Below are 18,628 nucleotides of genomic sequence, written 5' to 3'. Positions count from 1 at the left end.
CGCCGCTCACCCCACCAGCGAGCGCAGCACCCGTACCGCCACCGAGAGCGGCGCAAGACCGGCATCCTCGATCGCGGTGACCTGCGGCAGTGACTGCTCGGCCCGTTCCAGCCGGACCCCGGCCTGCGGCTCCCAGGCGTCGATGCGCGCCTCGGGCGCTCCGCCGTCGGGGGTGGCCTGCTGGACGGTCCGGGTGAGGTCACGCACCGTGACCATCAGATCGTCGCGCAGGCTCGCGCGGGCCAGGGCGTCCCATCGGTCGTCCAGGCCGAGTGCGGCGACCTGGGTGAGCAGGTCGTCCACGCCGAAGCGCTCGGAGAGCGAGAAGTAGAGCGCGGCGACGTCCTCGAGCGGCTCCGGTCCGCCGTCGGTGAGCTCGACGACGTCCAGCAGCGCCAGGGACGGCAGGAGCGTGGCTGCCCGCTGCGCCAGCTCGGCCGGTACCCCCGCCTCGGTCAGCTCCTCGGCCGTGCCGGCACACCGCCGCTCCTGACTGCCGCGCAACAGCTGCGGCAGCCGGCCGACGAGCTCGCGGACCGGGGCGGCGAACCGCTCCACCTCCGCGGCCACGTCCACCGGCTCCGAGCGACGGGTCACCAGCCACCGCGAGCTGCGGTCGAGCAGGCGGCGGAAGTCGAGGTACATCTGCGTCTGGACGCTGCTGGGCACCTGGTGGTCGAGCGCCTCGACGGCCTCCACGTAGGAGTCCAGGTCGTAGATCTCCCGGCATGCCACGAACGCGCGCGCCACCTGCTCGCTGTCGGCGCCGGTCTCGTCGGTGGCGCGGAAGGCGAAGGTGATACCGCCGCGGTTGACCATCGAGTTGACGACCTCGTTGACGATGATCTCCCGCCGCAGCGGGTGCTCGGCGATCGCGTCGGCGTAGCGCTCGCGCAGCGGCTCCGGGAAGTAGTCCCGCACCGTTCGGGAGAACCAGGGGCCCTCGGGCAGGTCGGTCTCGCTCAGGTCCGCCTTGAGAGCGAGCTTGGCGTAGGCCACCAGCACGGCGAACTCCGGCCTGGTCAACCCCGTGCCGTCGGCGTCGCGTTCGGCGATCTCGGCGTCGCTGGGCAGGAACTCCAGCGCGCGGTCGAGCTCACCGCGCTCCTCCAGCCAGTGGATGAGGCGCTGGTGGACGCTGAGCATCGCGTGCGCCTGCTCGCGGCTGTTGCCCAGCAGCACGTTCTGCACGTAGTTGTCCCGCAGCACCTGGGCGGCGACCTCCTCGGTCATCGAGGCCAGCAACTCGTTGCGCTCGGCGAGCGCGAGGTGCTCCTCCTTCACCTCCCCGGTGAGCAGGATCTTGATGTTGACCTCGCGGTCGGAGGTGCCGACACCCGCGGAGTTGTCGATGGCGTCGGTGTTGATCCGCACCCCGTGGGCAGCTGCCTCGATCCGGCCGAGCTGGCTGGCGCCGAGGTTGCCGCCCTCGACCAGTACCCGGCAGCGCAGGTCGGCGCCGTCGACGCGGATGGCGTCGTTCGCGCGGTCGCCGATGGCGGCGTCGGACTCGGTGGACGCCTTCACATAGGTGCCGATGCCCCCGTTGAACAGCAGGTCCACCGGCGCCTGCAGCGCCGCGTGGATGAGTTCCGACGGCGTCAGCTCGCCCACGTCCTCGGCCAGCCCGAGCGCGGCGCGCACCTGCGGGGTGATCTCGATCGACTTCGCCGTGCGCGGATGGACCCCGCCGCCCTCGCTGATCCACGCCGAGTCGTAATCGGCCCAGGTGGAGCGGGGCAGGTCGAACAGGCGCCGGCGCTCGGCGAAGGAGGCTGCGGCGTCGGGATCGGGGTCGAGGAAGATGTGCCGGTGGTCGAAGGCGGCTACGAGCCGGATGTGCTCCGAGAGGAGCATGCCGTTGCCGAAGACGTCCCCGCTCATGTCGCCGATGCCGACGCAGGTGAAGTCCTCGGTCTGGCTGTCCCGGCCCATCTCGGCGAAGTGGCGCTTGGTGGACTCCCAGGCGCCCCGGGCGGTGATGCCCATCTCCTTGTGGTCATAGCCGGCCGACCCGCCGGAGGCGAAGGCGTCGTCGAGCCAGAACCCGTGCTCGGCGGCGATCTCGTTGGCCATGTCGGAGAAGGTGGCCGTGCCCTTGTCGGCGGCGACCACCAGGTACGGGTCGTCGCCGTCATGGCGGACCACCCGCTCCGGCGGCACCACCTCACCGGCCTCGCGGTTGTCGGTGATGTCGAGCAGGCCGTGGATGAACTGCCGGTAGGCGGCCTTGCCCTCGGCCAGCCACGCGTCCCGGTCAGCCGCCGGATCCGGCAGGTGCTTGGCGACGAAGCCACCCTTGGAGCCGGTCGGCACGATCACGGCGTTCTTGACCATCTGGGCCTTCACCAGGCCGAGCACCTCGGTGCGGAAGTCCTCGCGGCGGTCGCTCCAGCGCACCCCCCCGCGTGCGACCAGCCCGAATCGCATGTGCACACCCTCCACCCGGGGTGCGTAGACCCAGATCTCGGCCATCGGCACCGGCGCCGGGATGCCCGGGACGTCCCGGCAGCGCAACTTCAGGCTGATCTGCGGGCCGGCGTCATCGATGTAGTAGTTGGTGCGCAGGGCCGCACAGATCACCCCCATGAACGCCCGGATGATCCGGTCGGAGTCGAGGCTGGCGACCTCCTCCAGCTGGCCGCGGATACGCGTCAGGTACTCCTCCTGCGCGGCCTGCCGGTCACCGCTGCGGTCCGGGTCGAAGCGTGCCTCGAACAGGCCCACCAGCGCCGTCGCCGTGGCGGGGTTGGCCACCAGCGCCTCTTCGATGTACTCCACGCTGAACGTCGACCCCACCTGGCGCAGGTAGCGCGCGACGGTCCGCAGCACCGCGACCTGGCGCCACTGCAGGCCCGCCAGGACGAGTGCGCCGAGTCCGTCGGACTCGGCCCGGCCGTCCCGGACGGCGAGGAACGCCTCCTCGAACGCCTCCGAGATCTCCTCGGGCCACTCCTGGCGCCCCCGCACCCGGAGCCCGAAGTCGTACAGGTAGCGCACCTCCTCGCCCTCACCGACGATGCGGTACGGGCGTTCGTCGATGACGTCGACCCCGAGATCGGTGAACGCCGGCAGGATGTCGGTCAGCACGATGGGCGCCGCCCGGTAGACCTTCATCCGCCGGTGCGTCGGCGAGCCGGCCGGCGGGATGTACAACCGCACCCGGGTGCTGTCGCCGGCGAGATCGACCAGCTGGGTCAGGTCATGCACGGCATCAGCCGGGTCCACGTCCTCCTTGTAGGCCTCGGGGAACCCGCGCACATAGCCGACGGCGTCGTCCTCGCCGTCGTAGCCCTGCTGGCCCTGCAACGACTCCAGCAGGTCCTCCTCCCAGGTGCGGGTGGCGGCCACCAGCCGCGGCTGCAGGTCGGACTCGCTCACGTCCGGGATGCTGGCCTCCCGCGGCAGCCGCACCACCACGTGCATCTGCGCCAGCGGCGAGTCGCTCACCCGGGTGGTGAAGTCGACCGTCTCGGCGCCGAACGCCTCCCGCAGGATCGACTCCACCCGCAGCCGCACGGTGGTGTTGTAGCGGTCCCGGGGCAGGTAGACGAGCACCGAGACGAACCGGCCGAACTCGTCCCGGCGCAGGAACAGGCGCGCCCGGCGGCGCTGCTCCAGGTGCATGACCTGCTCGGCGACCGCCCACAGCTGGTCGGGGTGGCTCTGGAACAGCTCGTCACGCGGGTAGGCCTCGAGGATCTGCAGCAGATCCTTCCCGGAGTGGCTGTGCGTGGAGAAGCCGCTGCGGGCGAGCACCGCCCGCACCTTCTCGGCGACGATCGGCAGCCGCTGCACGGACTCGGCGTAGGCGGCGGAGGTGAACATCCCCAGGAACCGGCGTTCGCCGGTGACGTTGCCGTCGGGGTCGAAGGTGCGCACGCCGATGTAGTCGAGGTAGACCGGCCGGTGCACGGTGGCACGGGAGTTGGCCTTGGTGATGGTCAGCAACCGCGGGGTGCGGGCCCCCGCCTGGGCCTCCGGACGGAGCCGCGCATAGATGCCGGGACCCTCCGGCGCGTCGCGCAGGATCCCCAGTCCGGTCCCCTCGATCGGCTGCAGGGCGTCTTCGCCGTCGACCGTCTCCAGGCGGTACTCACGGTAACCGAGAAAGGTGAAGTGATCGCGGGCCAGCCAGGTCAGGAAGTTCTCGGTGGGTTCGACCTCGGCGGGGTCCACGGTCGCCGGGGCGCCCGCCTGCAGCTCGCGGGCGATCTCCTCGCACCGCAACCGCATGGGGGACCAGTCGGCGACGGCGTCGCGGACGTCGGTCAGCACGTCCTGCAGGCGCGTTGTCAGTTCCTCCCGGCGCTGCGCCGACATTCGCTCGACGGCGATCAGCATCCACGACTCGACCGTGCCGGCCGTCGTCGGTGGCCGTTCCTCGCGCACCTGGGTCAGGTGCCCTGCCTCGTCCCGGCGGACGGCGACGGTGGGGTGGACCAGCAGATCCACGAGGTGCCCGGCGGTGGAGAGCGCGGCGCTGACCGAGTCGACGAGGAAGGGCATGTCGTCGGTGCACACCTGCACCACGGTGTGGGTGCGCGACCACGGCGTGGCCTCGCTCTCAGGGGCACTGACGCGCACGAGCGTCTCCCGGGGGGCCCGCGTCCGGGCGAGATCGCGCATGGCCGAGACCATGCCGACGAGGGTCTCCGGGCTGCGTTCGGCGAGGTCCTCGGTCGCGACGTGCTCGAACAGCCGGCCGGCGAGCCAGCCGTGTTCGTCATCGGTTGCGGTGGTGACCGCATCCATCACCTGGTCCCGCTCGGGCACGTGCATGAAACCCTCCACAGTTGCCACTGGTCCTGCGGCGCCGTACCTGCGCAGTCTATGCACGCCGTCGCCGCCGGGCCCGTCCAGGCGGACGGCTGCGTGCCATGCGCCGATCCGCAGAGGCCGTAGCCTGGCACCTATGTCCGCGACGCATGTGGCTGCCCGGTTCGAGGACGACTTCCATCGTCGGCTGATCCCGTTCCTACGACGGCGGGGCTGGCGACCCCGCACGATCTCCTACATCGGCTACGGCAACCGCCAGATGGTACGGGTGCTCGCCCGGGTCGTGCTCTCCCGGCCTCGCATGACCGGACGCGGTGCGGTGCAGCTGGTCGAGGACCTGCTGGACCGCCGCGGCTGGCGGTCCTATCTGAGCGCCCCGGTCTCCTACATCCCGGTGACGGTGCGCGTCGGCGGGACCGAGCACCGTACCGTCACCGATCGCAGCGGGTATCTGGACATCGTCGCCGCCGGGCACGACCTCCCCCCGGGCTGGCACGACGTGCACATCCAGGCGAAGGCCGCCGCGCCGATGACGGCACGGGTGCACATCGTGGACGAGTCGGTCGGGCTCGGGATCGTCAGCGACCTCGACGACACGGCGCTGGTGACGCTGGTGCCGCGCCCGTTCATCGCCCTGTGGAACACCTTCGTGCGCCACGGCAGCGCCCGGCACGTGGTGCCCGGGATGGCGCAGATGTACACGAGACTGCAGGCCGAGCACCCGCAGACGCCCCTGTTCTACCTCTCCACCGGCGCCTGGAACATCATGCCGACGCTGGTGCAGTTCCTGCGCAGTCACGCCTTCCCCGCCGGTCCGATGCTGATGACCGACTGGGGTCCGACCAACACCGGCTGGTTCCGCTCCGGGCAGGAGCACAAGCGGGTGGCGCTGCGCCGGCTGGCCGCCGAGTTCCCGCAGATTCGCTGGATCCTGGTCGGCGACGACGGCCAGCACGACCCCTCGATCTACCGGGAGTTCGCCTGGGACTACCCGGGCCGGGTGGCGGCGATCGCGATCCGCCAGCTCACCCCGGGCGAGCAGGTGCTCGCCCACGGCACCCCGGTGCCGGCCGAGGAGCCGGGCGAGCGGGCGCGCTCAGGCCCGGCACCCGAGGTGAGCGGCGGGGACGGTTTCGCGCTGGCGCCCCAGCTCTCGGAGCTGCTCGGGCGCGAGTCCGGCTGAGGCCGGTGCCGCCGCGGCCGAACCTCAGCCGACCGTGGTGCCGAAGGCCAGGCCGAGCAGATAGGTCGCGCCCGCCGCGCCCCAGCCGATGGCGAGCTGACGCAGCGCCCGGCGTGCGGGCGAGGCACCCGAGAGCACGCCGACGGCAGCGCCCGTGACCACGAGGGCCAGGCCGACGAGCGCCGAGGCGAGGATCACCGCGGTCAGGCCGCTGAGCCCGAGGAGATAGGGCAGCACCGGGATCACGGCCCCGGAGGCGAAGAACCCGAAGCTGGAGATCGCCGCGTGCCAGGCGGAGCCGATCTCCTCCATCGAGTGGTGGGACACGCGCCGCGGCGGGACCGTCGGGTTGTACGTCGCGAGCCGCTCCTCGGCTCGGGCCTGCGCCTCGTCCGGGCTCATCCCCCGGGCGCGGTAGACCAGCGCCAGCTCGTTGGCGTCCACATCCAGGTCCCCGACGGCGGCGTGCGCCTGCGGGCTCGGGGTGGAGGCCTCGAGCAGCTCGCGCTGGGAACGGACCGAGACGTACTCCCCGGCTCCCATCGACAACGCACCCGCGAGCAGTCCGGCGACACCAGCCACCAGGACCGCTGTGGTGCCCACCCCGGAGGCGCCGATCCCCAGCACCAACGCCAGGTTGGAGACCAGCCCGTCGTTCGCACCGAAGACGGCCGCGCGGAACGTGCCCGACATCCGCGCCCGTCCCCGCATCGCCAGCGAGCGCACGACCTCCTCGTGGATGCGTTCGTCGGCCGCCATGGCCGGGGTGGCATGGTCGTCGCCGGCGTACTCGGACCGGGACTCGGCGCGCTGGGCCAGCGCGAGCACGAACACCGAGCCGAACCGGCGGGCAAGGGTGATCAGCAGGCGTGAACGCAGCGACGGCGGACGGCGCCGCCCGACCCGGTCGCCGAGCAGGCGCTCCCAGTGCGCGGCATGGCGATCCTCCGCGCGGGCCAGGGCCAGCAGGATCTCGCGTTCCTCCCCCTCCCGCCGGGCCGCCAGCTGGGTGTAGACGGCAGCCTCGGCACGCTCCTCCGCGAGGTACCGACGCCAACGGCGCACCTGCGCGCGCTGCGGCTGGTCCGACACCGCGAAGCCGGGTTGTTCGCTCATGCCTGCAGTCTTCCAGCCCACGATGCCCGCGAGCCACCGGCACCGGATCGTGCCGTGGCGCCGCGATGCGGCGGTGTCCACAACCCGGCCGGCCGGCCGCGAACGCCGCCGGAGAACCGGACAGGGTGAGCGCATGGGAGAGCACCGTGCGCGGCGGCCGCGAGCAGCCACGGTGGTCCTCGCCGTAATCCTGGCGGCCGCGACGGCGTACGTCGCCCCCCACTGGTGGGCCCAGGTGGCCGGTCCGGCGCCGACACCGGTGGCGCGGGCCACGCTGGAGGCGGCTCGGACCGCACTTCCCCGGCTCGCCGTCGTCGAGCCGCTCGAGCTCGAGGACTACGAGCGGGAGTTCTTCGGGCCGGCGTGGGCCGACGTGGACGGGAACGGCTGCGACACCCGTAACGACGTGCTCGGGACGTGGCTCGCGGACCAGGTGCGCGACCCACTGGTGGCGTGCGTGGTGGAGTCGGGGCGCCTGCACGACCCGTACACGGGGCACGTCATCGACTTCCGCCGGGGGCCGGCCACGAGCTCGGCGGTCCAGGTCGACCACGTGGTGGCGCTCGCCGACGCCTGGCGCAAGGGCGGCCACACCTGGGCGCCCGGGTACGCCCAGGCGTTCGCCAACGACCCGGCGAACCTCATCCCGGTGGACGGCGCAGCCAACCTGGACAAGGGAGCCGCCGACGCCGCCGGCTGGCTCCCGCCCAACACCGGGTTCCGGTGCGCGTACGTGGTTCAGCAGATCCTCATCAAGGCCGCCTACGGCCTCGGTGTCTCGGCCACCGAGCTGGCGGCGCTGCGTGAGGTGCTGGCGCAGCGCTGTGGGGCCGCGCAAGCGGACGCGTGCGCGGGATGTCGGCGGACGCGGATAACCTCGGACCAGCACATGAGCATCGGCGGGAGGGAGAGCACGGATGTTCCTGACCGACGAGACCCTGGTGTACAGCGCCACCGATCTGGCGACCGCCCACGAGTGCGAGTTCCAGCTGCTGCGGCGACTGGACGAGAAGCTCGGCCGTGTGCCGGCTCTGGAGATCACCGATCCGATCCGCGAGCGCGCCGCACGCCTGGGGGTCGAGCACGAGGCCGCCGTGCTGGCCGGCCTCCGTGAGCGGTTCGGCGCCGGCGTGGTCGAGATCGGCCCACCCACCGGGTACACGCCGGCAGCACTGACCGAGCAGGACGAGCGGACCGCCGCGGCTCTGCGCTCGGGCGCGGACGTGGTCTACCAGGGCGGGTTCTTCGACGGCCGCTTCCACGGAAGACCCGACTTCCTCGTACGCGAGGGGGCGCGCGATGGCCAGGCGCGCTACGCCGTCGTGGACAGCAAGCTCGCCCGCTCGGCCAAGCCGAAGGCCGTCCTGCAGGTGGCCGCCTACGCCGCGCAGCTGCTGCGCCTGCAGGTTCCGTTGGCCGGCCACACCCGCCTCGTGCTCGGCACCGGCGAGACGAGCGAGCACGAGAGCATGGCGAGCGTGGCTGTCCACCGCGAGCACCGCCGACACGTACAGCACCTGCTCGACTCCCACCGGCTGGCCGACGGTCCGGTGCGCTGGGGTGAGGAGTGGTACACGGCGTGCCTGTGGTGTGAGTACTGCCGCGCCGAGATCGCCCGCACCCGCGACGTGCGGACGATCTGGGGGGTGCGTGCCCGGCACCGCGACGCCCTGCGCGGGGCGGGTCTGGAGACCATCGACGACGTGGCCGCGGCCGGCAGCGCGCCACCGGAGGTCGACGCCCGCAGCTGGGAGCGGATCCATGCCCAGGCTGCCCTGCAGCTGCAGCAGGAGCGGGCAGCGGATCCAGCAGCGGTCCTGGCTGAGGTGCACGACCGCGCCGGACTCGACGCGTTGCCGCCCCCGGACGCGGGGGACGTGTTCTTCGACTTCGAGGGAGACCCGCTCTGGGTGGACTCCGACCGGAGCGAGTGGGGCCTGGAGTACCTGTTCGGACTGCTGGAGGACGAAGGCACCTACGTGACCTTCTGGGCGCACGACCGGCCCGCCGAGGCCGTGGCGCTGCGCGACTTCCTGGCGTATCTGCGGCGACGGCGCGCGCAGTACCCGGGGATGCACGTGTACCACTACGCCGCGTACGAGCAGGACACGCTCCGCAGCCTCACGCGCCGTCACCGCGTCGGTGAGGAGGAGGTGGGCGAGCTGCTCGCCGCGGGGGTCTTCGTCGACCTGTACGCCACGGTGAAGGCCTCGGTCCGCATCTCGCAGCCGTCGTACTCGCTGAAGAAGCTCGAACCGCTCTACATGGGCTCGACGTCGCGCGACGACTCCGGCGTCACGACCGGGGGAGATTCGGTGCTCGCGTACGAGCGGGCCTGCGCCTTGCGCGAGCAGGGTGAAGACGAGGCCTACCGGCGGCAGCTGGACGTGCTGGCCGACTACAACCGCTACGACTGCCTCTCCACCCGGCGGCTGCGGGACTGGCTGCTCGCTCAGCGCGACGCCGCGCCGCCGGGTAGGGCGGCGGGCGGCACGGCCGGCGCTCCGGCGGACAGCGGAGGCCGGATCGACCGAGCCGGCGCAGCGGACCGAGCCGACGCAGGTGAGCGAGCCGACGTGGCCGCCCGGCCCGACCCGGCCACCGGACCGGCCGCGGAACGGGAGACAGACGTCACCGAGGTGGCCGGGCTCGAAGCCGGACTGCATCTGGTTCCGGTCGACCACCGGGAGAACGGACGGTCCGCGGCCGAGGCCGCCGAGGTCGTCGCCCAGGTCGGCGCACTGCTGGGCCGGCCGGCCGTCGACGCTGGCCGTCCGCGACCGCTCGAGGCCGCCGACGTGCTGGTGGTGGCCGCGCAGCCGCGCCAGCAACGGCTATTGCGCGAGGCGCTCGACGCCGCCGGGCATCCCCTGGTGCGGGTCGGTGACACCACCGGCGCTCTCGATGGACGCGCTCCGGTGACCGTGGGCTCGCTCGCTCTCAGTTCACCGGACCGGGCGCCCGGTGGGCTCGCCGGCGTGCTGGATCCCTGGAGCGAGGCGAGCGCCGGGGGCGGCAGCACGCCGGCGGGGCGCCTGATCCTCGTCCACTCCCCCGCGCTCCAGCGCACCATGCCGCGCGACGCGGCTGACCTGACGAGTCTGGGCCGGTTCCTGCGGCGATGCTCAACGGCGTCGATGCGCCGGCGGCGCCTGCGCTGAGTGGTGAGCGCCCTACGCGCGTGATCCGGTGCCGCCACCGGGCTCGGGGTTGGCGTTGGTCCCGGGACCGGGTGTGTCCGAGGCGGCACTACCGGATTCGGTGCTGGAGTGCGAGGACCCGAACCGCCCGGAGAGGCGGTCCTTGACCAGGCCGGTGGCACGCTCTGCCATCTGCGAGCCCTGCTCGCGCATCACCGACCCGACCCGCTCCTCGGCGGCGTTCACCTGCTCCTGCACCTTCGGGTTCTGCCACGCGTTCTTGGTGGCTTCCTTGATCCGCGCGTACTGCTCGCGGCCTGCTCGGGTGCCGAGCACGTACCCGACCCCCGCCCCGACGACGAATGCGATCTTGCCGTTCATTGCGGTCTCCCAGCTTCGGTCCGTGTGTGAACGTCACCCTAGCCCGGCACCGGCCGAGTCACCTGTTGAGCGGCGACGACCCCGCGCGCACCCCGCGGGTGGCAGCCACCAGGTTGCGCAGCGACTCCTCCGTCTCGGCGTAGCGACGCGTCTTCAGCCCGCAGTCCGGGTTGACCCAGAGCTGGGTGGCGGGCACCGCGTCCAGCGCGCGGTCCAGCAGCTGGGCGATCTCCTCCTGGCTCGGCACGCGGGGGGAGTGGATGTCCCACACACCCGGTCCGATCCCGCGGGAGAAGCCCGAGGCGGCCAGCTCGGGCACCACCTCCATCGCCGAACGCGCCGCCTCGAGCGAGGTGACGTCTGCTCCGAGACCGTCGATGGCGTCGATCACCTCACCGAACTCGGAGTAGCACAGGTGGGTGTGCACCTGGGTGTACGGCGCAGCACCCGAGGTCGCCAGCCGGAACGAGCGCACCGACCAGTCCAGATAGGCCTGGTGATCCTCGGCCCGCAGCGGCAGCAGCTCGCGCAACGCCGGCTCGTCGACCTGGATGACGCCGATGCCGGCGGCCTCCAGATCGGCCACCTCGTCCCGCAGCGCGAGTGCCACCTGCTCGGCCACCTGGCCCAGCGGCAGGTCGTCGCGCACGAAGGACCACGCCAGGATCGTCACCGGTCCGGTGAGCATGCCCTTGACCGGCTTGTCGGTGAGCGAGGCGGCGTAGCGGGTCCACTCCACCGTCATGGGCGCGGGGCGGGAGACGTCACCCCACAGGATCGAGGGCCGCGTGCACCGCGATCCGTAGGACTGCACCCACCCGTGCTCGGTGACGGCGAACCCGTCGAGCAGCTCCGCGAAGTACTGCACCATGTCGTTGCGCTCGGGCTCCCCATGCACGAGCACATCCAGCCCGAGCTCGGTCTGCAGGTCGATCACCCGGCCGATCTCGTCCCGGATCACCTGGTCGTAGACCTCCTGGGTGATCTCCCCCGTGCGCCGCTGCGCCCGCGCACGGCGCAGCTCGCCGGTCTGCGGGAAGGACCCGATCGTGGTGGTCGGCAGCAGCGGCAACCCGAGTCGTTCCTGCTGCGCAGCCACCCGGACGTCGACCTGGGCACGCTCGGTGTCGGAGGCCGTGAGCGCTCCCGTCCGGTGGCGCACCTCGTCCCGGCGCACGCCGGGTGCGCCGGCGCGATCCGCGACGGCGCCGCGCGCCACGGCGAAGGCCTCGGCTGCGCCGTCGGGGCCTGCGGACAGGGCGAGCACCTCGGCCACCTTCTCGTCGGCGAAGGCCAGCCAGGAGCGCAGCCGCTCCGGGAGCGCCTGCTCGTCAGCAACCGTGTGCGGCACGTGCAGCAGCGAGGTCGAGGTGCCCACGCACACGCGCCCCTGGTGGGCCGTCCGTAGCTGGTGCAGCCGCTCGGTGGCGGCGTCCAGGTCGGTGCGCCACACGTTGTGGCCGTCCACCAGCCCTGCGACCAGGGTGAGGTGGGAGGCCTGGGCGAGGGCGCCGTCGTCGGGTATGGATCCCTTGACCAGATCCAGCGCGATCGCCTCCACGCCGGTGGCGGCCAGCACGGCGAACCGTTCGCGCAGGTCGCCGTAGGGTGCGGCCACGAGCAGCTGCGGGCGGGCGGATGCCTGCGCCAGCTGCCGGTAGGCGCGCTCGGCGGCCCCGGTGAGCCGCGGCGCGGGAACGGCGCCGTTGTCGCTGACCAGCGCCGGCTCGTCCAGCTGCACCCAGGTGGCGCCCGCGGCGGCGAGCTCGGAGAGCAGCTGCCGGTAGACCTCGACGAGGTCGTCGAGCCGGTCCAGCGGGTCGGTGTCCTCCTCGCCCTTGGCCAGCGCCAGGAAGGTCACCGGCCCGACGAGGACGGGCCGGGTCAGCGTGCCCTGCTCCTTGGCCTCCAGGAACTCGGCCACCGGAGCCGAACCCGGGATGTGACGCAGCGGCGTCTGCGCGCCGATCTCGGGCACGAGGTAGTGGTAGTTGGTGTCGAACCACTTGGTCAGCTCCAGCGGGGCGGTCCCGGCGTCGCCGCGAGCCAGGCGGGAGTAGTCGGCCAGGCCGACCGGCCCCTCGGCGTCGATGCCGAACCGCTCCGGGACGGCACCCACGGCCACGGCCGTGCTGAGCACCTGGTCGTAGTAGCTGAAGTCGGAGGGGATGGCCGCCGCGTGCGGGTCGAGGCCGAGGCCACTCAGGTGCTCGCGGGTGCGGCGGCGCAGGGCGGAGCCCGCCCCGGCGAGGTCGGGCTCGGTGGTGGCACCGGACCAGAAGGACTCCAGCGCGCGCTTGAGCTCGCGGCGCGGGCCGATGCGGGGGTAGCCGAGCACGGTGGTGGCGGGGAAGGGCTGGGCGTCGTGGGTGTGCTGAGTCATCGAGTCCTCCGGTGGATCGGGTGGTCGTCCCCTGCCGGGGTGGGAGTACGAGGGGGCGGTGCAGTGTGAGTGGGAGTCAGTGGACGTCGGCGGGCCGGGTCAGGTGGGCCGCAGGCCGGACTCGCGCAGCAGGTCCAGCACGGCGCGCGAGGAGTTGAACGTGTAGAAGTGGATCCCGGGCGCACCGGTCTCGAGCACCTCGTGCACGAGCCGGACGCTGGCGGCGAGTCCGCGCCGGTACGCCTCCTCCTTGTCCGGCGCACTGTCGAGCTCCTCGAGCAGCGCGGGCGGCACCGGCACGCCGGTGAGCTCGACCATCCGGCGCAGCCGGCGCGGGTCGGTCAGCGGGATCAGGCCCGGCACGATCGGGATGCGCACGCCCGCCGCGCGCGCGGCACGGACGAGCTCGGCGTAGTGGCCGGCGTCGTAGAAGAGCTGGGTGATGGCGAAGTCCGCTCCCGCGGCCTGCTTCTCCAGGAGGGCGGCGACGTCGTCGTCCTCGATGCGGGGCCGCCCTTGGGCGTCGTAGGCGCCGCCGGGATAGGTGGCCACGCTGATGCTGACGGCGTCCCCCTCCTCGCCGAGGTGGTCGCGGGCGGTCTGCCGCAGCAGCGCCACGAGCTCACTGGCACGGGTGAGACCCTCAGGGTGGGGACGCCAGTCCGGTTCGCCGGCCGGCGCATCGCCGCGGAGCGCGAGGAAGTCGCGCACGCCCGCCTGCAGCAGGGTGGCGACGTAGCCGTCGAGATCCTCGGCGCTGGCTCCGACGCAGGTGAGGTGGGCCAGTGGCGTGATGCGGGTCTCGTCCCGGACCCGGCAGATCAGCTCCCGGGAGGTGGCACGCGTGGAGCCGGAGGCGCCATAGGTGATCGAGAAGTAGTCGGGGGCGAGATCGGCCAGTGCACCGATGGTGCGCCCGATCGTCTCCTCGCCTCGCGGCGTGCGGGGCGGGTAGAGCTCGAACGAGATGCACGGCCCCGGCCGGGGGGTGCGGTAGAGGGTGGCGGTGGTCATGGGGGACCCCCGCCGTCGGGTGGGTGGACCTGTGCCTGCATCAGAACTCCATCGGACCTGGCTGTAGCACCCTTCCCCGCGGGAGGCTTCCGTTGAGGGGTTGCTGCGGCGTCGTCGAGCCAGGACTCTCGGCCGCTCTGGATGGTGAGTTTCCGATGCTACCTGTCTCATGTCCTGCCTCCAGCTCGTATCACTGGATGAGACCGGCGGTGGAGCGACGCCGTGCGCGCACCGGGTCGGGGGGCCACACTCGGAAGGAGGGCAGGCCCGCCCGACTGATCACGTAGGAGGCACCCGTGCCGGACCCGATCACCGACCCCGACGCCTTCCCCTGGACTCGCGCCGGCGAGCACGTGCTGGTCGCCCGGCACGGCGCGCTCGGGCGGATCCGGCTGAACCGGCCCGAGACCATCAACGCCCTCACCACGGAAATGGTCACCGCGGTGAGTGACCAGGTGCATGCGTGGGCCGACGACGGGTCGGTCCAGGCGCTCGCCCTGGACGGCGCCGGTGACCGGGGCCTGTGCGCGGGCGGTGATGTGCGCGCGATCCGGGACTGGCTGCTGGCCGGCGACGTCGATCGCGCGGTGCAGTTCTGGGAGGCCGAGTACGCCCTCGACCGGCTGATCGCGCAGGCCCGGATCCCTGTCGCCGCCTTCATGGACGGGGTGGTCATGGGAGGCGGAATCGGGCTTGCCGGGCACGCTTCGCTACGGCTGGTGACCTCTCGCACGACCGTCGCGATGCCGGAGACGGCGATCGGCTTCTTCCCGGACGTGGGTGCGCTGTTCGAGCTCTCCCGGGCTCCGGGTGAGCTGGGCACCTACCTCGCCCTCACCGGGGCGCGAGCCGGCGGGCAGGAAGCGATCGCCGCCGGGCTCGCTGATGAGCTCATCGAGGCCGAGGCCTGGGAACGGCTGTGCGCGCGATGGGCCGGGGGCGCGCCCCTGGAGCCGGTGGAGGGCTTCGAGCCGGCCCGCCGTCCGGGCGGCTCGGTCGGTCACCGCGCGTGGATCGACGACTGCTTCAGCGGCGACGACCCGGTCGCGGTGGCCTCCCGCCTGCGTGATCGCCCGGAGCCGGAGGCACAGGAGGCGGCATCGATGTTGTCCTCGCGCTGCCCGTTCTCGGTGGCGCTCACCCTCGAGGCCATCCGCCGTGCCGCCCGGATGCCGACCGTGGCCGACGTGCTCGACCAGGACCTGCGGTTGGGCACGGGGTTGATGCGGGGCGCCGGGGCCGGTGACTTCATCGAGGGAGTGCGGGCAGTCCTCATCGAACGGGGGCAGGAGCCGCGCTGGCGGCACGCCTCGCTCGAGGAGGTCGACCCGGCCGAGGTGCTCGCGCTGTTCTGAGTGGCGTCAGGACCGCCGCTGGTCCTGCAACGTCCACACCAGCGGCACGCTGGTGGCCGTCGGCCCTTCGCCGAAGCTGGCGAAGCCGTCCAGATGGGTGTTGATGAACTCCTGCCAGCGCGCGTTCGGCTCACTGTGCTCCAGCTCGCGCATGGCCGCCTCGAAGTCGTCGCACTCGACGAGGTGGAAGAGATCCCGGCCACTGCGCCAGATCTTCCAGTCGTGCACGCCCAGGCGCGCGAACTCCTCGACCATCCCCTCGGGGATGGCCTGGTGGTCACGCTCGTAGGCTTCTTCGTGGCCGGGCTTGATGCGGGAGTGGAGAGCGATCTGCATGTGAGCCAACGTATCGTTTCCGGAACCAGCGCTCGGGTGTATCGGTGAGGAGGAGAGCATCGTCACTGCATCACCCGGCACCTCGCGAACCGCGCTCGCCCGGTGGCTGTTCTCCTACGCCAGCTTCTCCGTGCCGCAGGCCGCGGCCCCGATCGCCTTCGCGCTGCTCGCGCTACCGCTGACGGGTACGGCGGACAGCGGTGCGGCGATGGTACTGGCCATGACGGGCGCGCAGGTGATCGGCGCCGTACCGGTCACGCGTATGAGCCGTCGATTCAGCACCACCGGAGCTGTGCGGCTGCTGGTGGCGATCCGCACGCTCGCCCTCATCGCCACGGCGCTGCTGTCACATCTGCAGCTGCCGTTCGCACTCCTCATCGCCGCGGCGGCCCTGGCCGGGGTGGTCAGCGGCGCCGCCTACGGTCATATGCGGACGGCACTGAACACCGTGGTCCGGCCCGCGGGGCTGCCGCGCGCCCTCGGTATCGCGGCGACCATGAACGAGGTGGTGTTCGTCAGCGCCCCTGCGCTCGCCTCGCTCCTCGGTTCGGTCTCGGCGCCCGCGGCCGTGCTCGCGCTCGGCATTCTCGGCGCCGGCTCGCTGGCCCTCCTGCCACCGGCGCCGCGTTCGTCGACGGACGCAGCAGCGCCGCATGCGGCGGAACCGGCCGGGCCCGCGGCGCGCAGGCGCCCCGGGCTCATCACTCCGGAGATCGGGCTCTGGCTCTGGTGCGCCATGGCCGGGTCGGCCGCGGTGGCAGGGATCGAGGTGGGGGCTGTGTCCTTGGCTATCCGCTTCGGCCTGGACCCCGCCGCAGGCTTTCTCTTCGCCACGACGCTCTGCCTGGCGTCCGTGGCGGGAGGCGTCTGGGTGAGCGTCCGGAACCGGACCTCCCGCCAGGGCATCGTCGTGCTCCAGCTGCTGGTGACGACGATCGGTACCGTCCTGATCGCCTTCGGGCCTGCGCTGTGGTCCACCCTCCTGGGCGCGGTACTTGTCGGAGCGCTTCTCGCTCCACTGGGGACCCACTACTCGCTCGCGCTCGATCGGCTGGCGCCCCCACTGCGCCGGGCCGAGGTGTTCGCGCTGCTGCGCACGGCGCAATCGCTCGGGATCATCACGGTGAGCGGGCTGCTCACGCTCACCTCGCTCGAGGTGGCGCTGGCCGGGTCGAGCGTCTTGATGGCGACCGCCGCGGTCGCCGCCGCCGCGCGGCTGCGCTGACTACACCGGTCGGCGCCGGCCGGTGCATGACCGGTGCACCGGCGCACGACAGCGAGCGCCGCGCCATGGCTATCCACAGCCCCGTGGCCGATGCACCTTCGTCCACAACCCCCATCCGGATTTTTTCCCGTGATTGCAACGAAAAGTCTTGATCCATACGAACATCCGTACTACGCTGAGAAGCACGATCCCGAACCCGCCGTCGACCCGAGGAGGCCTCCGTGACCGCCACCGCGGACCAGCTCGAGGGCCGACTGGAACAGGTCGGTCGCGAGCTGGAAGCGCTGATGGACGCGGACCTCCACGATCTCCCCTCCGGGCGCCTCACCGGGCTGGTCGAGAGCGTCGAGAACATCGAACGGCGACTACAGGCCTTCGCCCATCACCTGACCGTCGCGGTCGAGGCCGACGGCACCTGGGCCGCCTCGGGATACCGCAGCCTGCCCACCTGGTGGGCCGACCGGACCGACCGCCGGCTCGGACCCACCCGTGCCCGCATCCGCACCGCTCAGAACCTGCACCAGCACCTTCCTGCCACCGAAGCGGCGCTCGCCGCCGGTGCCATCAGCGCCGATCACGCCGCCCTGATGGCTCAGCACTGCACCAGGACTTCCACGCTGATCGACACGCTGGCGGATCCGGAGATCGGCGAGGCCTTCCTCGTCGCCCAGGCCGCCGTCCTCGATGCCGACCGCTTCCGCCGCGCGCTCCAGGCCTGGGCCATCCGCGCCGACCCGGAAGCCGCCGACCGGAACTGGGTCGAGGACGCCGCCAAGCAGCACCTGTTCGTGTCCGAGACCCTCGACGGATTCGCCATCAACGGGTGGCTCACGCCCGAGAACGGCGCTGCCCTGAGGGTCGCGCTGGAAGCGATCGTGGGGGTGCCCGTGGTCGATGACGACCGCACACCGTCGGCACGATTGGCCGATGCCCTCATCACGCTGTCCCATCTCGCCCTCGACTCCGGCTCCCTCCAGCCGGGCGCCCGGATCCGACCGCACACCACCGTCACCGTCGATGCGCACACGCTCCACCGCCTGGCGACAGACCACGCCGAGCACACCGAGCACACCGGCGCGAGTGCACCTGAGCGCACGACACCGGGCAGCGAGCATGACCCAGGCGAGGGGGCCGAGCAGGGCGCCCGCCGGCCAGGCGCCCGCAGCGGCGACGTGCCCGACGGGACCACGCTGGTCGCCCGGATCGACCACCGGGCCATGATCGGCCTCGAACCCGCGGCCCTCGAGGACGGCACCCCCCTCAGCCCCGGCCAGCTCGCTCGCCTCACGTGTGGATCGGAGTTCACCCGCGTGGTCTTCGGGTCCGACTCCCAGCCGCTCGACGTCGGCCGTGCCCAGCGCCTGCACAACCGAGCCCAGACGACCGCGATCACCGCCCGGGACAGGCACTGCGCCTTTCCGGGATGCGCCGCACCGCCCGGATGGGGCGAGGTGCACCACAGCCTCTGGTGGAGCCGCGGCGGCGCCACCGACACCCACCACGGCATCCTGCTGTGCTGGTTCCACCATGATCGGGTGCACCAGCGCGAGATCGCGATCAGCCGTCATCACGACCATTGGCACTTCACCGGCCCGGATGGGGCTCCGGTGAGCCGTCGTCACCCGCCGCCCTGCGCCGACTCCGACTGGGAACCGCCACCCATCCAACCTGTCTTACCCGATGGAGCGCCGCAGCTCGCGTGAACCTCGGCAGGTA

General features: G+C 72.3%; 12 protein-coding genes, 1 pseudogene and 1 riboswitch. Of the genes and pseudogenes, 6 read left to right on the top strand and 7 right to left on the bottom strand.

Translation table 11 applies throughout. From position 1 onward, the window contains the following. Window positions 1–6: 6 nt before the first annotated feature. Complete coding sequence (locus LQF12_RS01300) at window positions 7–4,782, bottom strand: NAD-glutamate dehydrogenase (protein ID WP_231054208.1); 4,776 nt, start codon at window positions 4,780–4,782, stop codon at window positions 7–9. 133 nt (window positions 4,783–4,915) lie between these two features. On the opposite strand from LQF12_RS01300, the gene LQF12_RS01295 reads away from it, so the two are divergent. Beyond that, window positions 4,916–5,962, top strand: coding sequence for an App1 family protein phosphatidate phosphatase (locus LQF12_RS01295; protein ID WP_231054207.1), 1,047 nt, complete (start codon window positions 4,916–4,918; stop codon window positions 5,960–5,962). A 24-nt stretch (window positions 5,963–5,986) separates the two neighbouring features. Here the strand turns inward: LQF12_RS01295 and LQF12_RS16530 are convergent, their stop codons facing one another. Next, window positions 5,987–6,655, bottom strand: coding sequence for a VIT1/CCC1 transporter family protein (locus tag LQF12_RS16530; RefSeq protein ID WP_435531231.1), 669 nt, complete (start codon window positions 6,653–6,655; stop codon window positions 5,987–5,989). 111 nt (window positions 6,656–6,766) lie between these two features. Then, window positions 6,767–6,877, bottom strand: a pseudogene (locus LQF12_RS16525) (VIT1/CCC1 transporter family protein); the annotation flags it as partial. A gap of 334 nt (window positions 6,878–7,211) precedes the next feature. Here LQF12_RS16525 and LQF12_RS01285 point away from each other — a divergent pair. Then, window positions 7,212–8,192, top strand: coding sequence for an HNH endonuclease family protein (locus LQF12_RS01285; RefSeq protein ID WP_231054205.1), 981 nt, complete (start codon window positions 7,212–7,214; stop codon window positions 8,190–8,192). Further along, window positions 8,101–10,239, top strand: a complete 2,139-nt coding sequence (locus LQF12_RS01280; RefSeq protein WP_231055479.1) for a TM0106 family RecB-like putative nuclease — start codon at window positions 8,101–8,103, stop codon at window positions 10,237–10,239. The genes LQF12_RS01285 and LQF12_RS01280 overlap by 92 nt, the downstream gene beginning before the upstream one ends. Before the next feature lie 12 nt (window positions 10,240–10,251). On the opposite strand, the gene LQF12_RS01275 is transcribed toward LQF12_RS01280, so the two are convergent. From LQF12_RS01275 to LQF12_RS01265, 3 genes are all read right to left on the bottom strand, one after another. Further along, window positions 10,252–10,599, bottom strand: a complete 348-nt coding sequence (locus LQF12_RS01275; protein ID WP_231054204.1) for a YtxH domain-containing protein — start codon at window positions 10,597–10,599, stop codon at window positions 10,252–10,254. A 58-nt stretch (window positions 10,600–10,657) separates the two neighbouring features. Then, window positions 10,658–12,982, bottom strand: coding sequence for a 5-methyltetrahydropteroyltriglutamate--homocysteine S-methyltransferase (metE, locus tag LQF12_RS01270; RefSeq protein ID WP_231054203.1), 2,325 nt, complete (start codon window positions 12,980–12,982; stop codon window positions 10,658–10,660). A gap of 99 nt (window positions 12,983–13,081) precedes the next feature. Continuing rightward, window positions 13,082–13,996, bottom strand: a complete 915-nt coding sequence (locus tag LQF12_RS01265; RefSeq protein ID WP_231054202.1) for a methylenetetrahydrofolate reductase — start codon at window positions 13,994–13,996, stop codon at window positions 13,082–13,084. Between the two features lie 45 nt (window positions 13,997–14,041). After that, window positions 14,042–14,144, bottom strand: a riboswitch (SAM riboswitch). Between the two features lie 148 nt (window positions 14,145–14,292). On the opposite strand from LQF12_RS01265, the gene LQF12_RS01260 reads away from it, so the two are divergent. Beyond that, entirely contained in the window at window positions 14,293–15,351 is a 1,059-nt protein-coding gene (locus tag LQF12_RS01260) for an enoyl-CoA hydratase/isomerase family protein (protein ID WP_231054201.1), read from the top strand. 6 nt (window positions 15,352–15,357) lie between these two features. On the opposite strand, the gene LQF12_RS01255 is transcribed toward LQF12_RS01260, so the two are convergent. Then, window positions 15,358–15,687 carry an L-rhamnose mutarotase gene (locus LQF12_RS01255; RefSeq protein WP_231054200.1) on the bottom strand — a complete coding sequence of 110 codons (330 nt, stop codon included), beginning with the start codon at window positions 15,685–15,687 and terminating at the stop codon, window positions 15,358–15,360. A 130-nt stretch (window positions 15,688–15,817) separates the two neighbouring features. On the opposite strand from LQF12_RS01255, the gene LQF12_RS01250 reads away from it, so the two are divergent. Next, window positions 15,818–16,912, top strand: a complete 1,095-nt coding sequence (locus LQF12_RS01250) for an MFS transporter (RefSeq protein ID WP_231054199.1) — start codon at window positions 15,818–15,820, stop codon at window positions 16,910–16,912. 221 nt (window positions 16,913–17,133) lie between these two features. After that, window positions 17,134–18,615 (top strand): HNH endonuclease signature motif containing protein, encoded by a 1,482-nt coding sequence (locus tag LQF12_RS01245; RefSeq protein ID WP_231054198.1) that lies wholly within the window; start codon window positions 17,134–17,136, stop codon window positions 18,613–18,615. Window positions 18,616–18,628: the final 13 nt, after the last annotated feature.

The organism is Ruania suaedae (genome assembly GCF_021049265.1).
Classification (GTDB): Bacteria; Actinomycetota; Actinomycetes; order Actinomycetales; family Beutenbergiaceae; genus Ruania; species Ruania suaedae.
The sequence above is the reverse complement of the archived record's forward strand: the minus strand, read 5'-3'. Positions and strand labels throughout refer to the sequence as shown.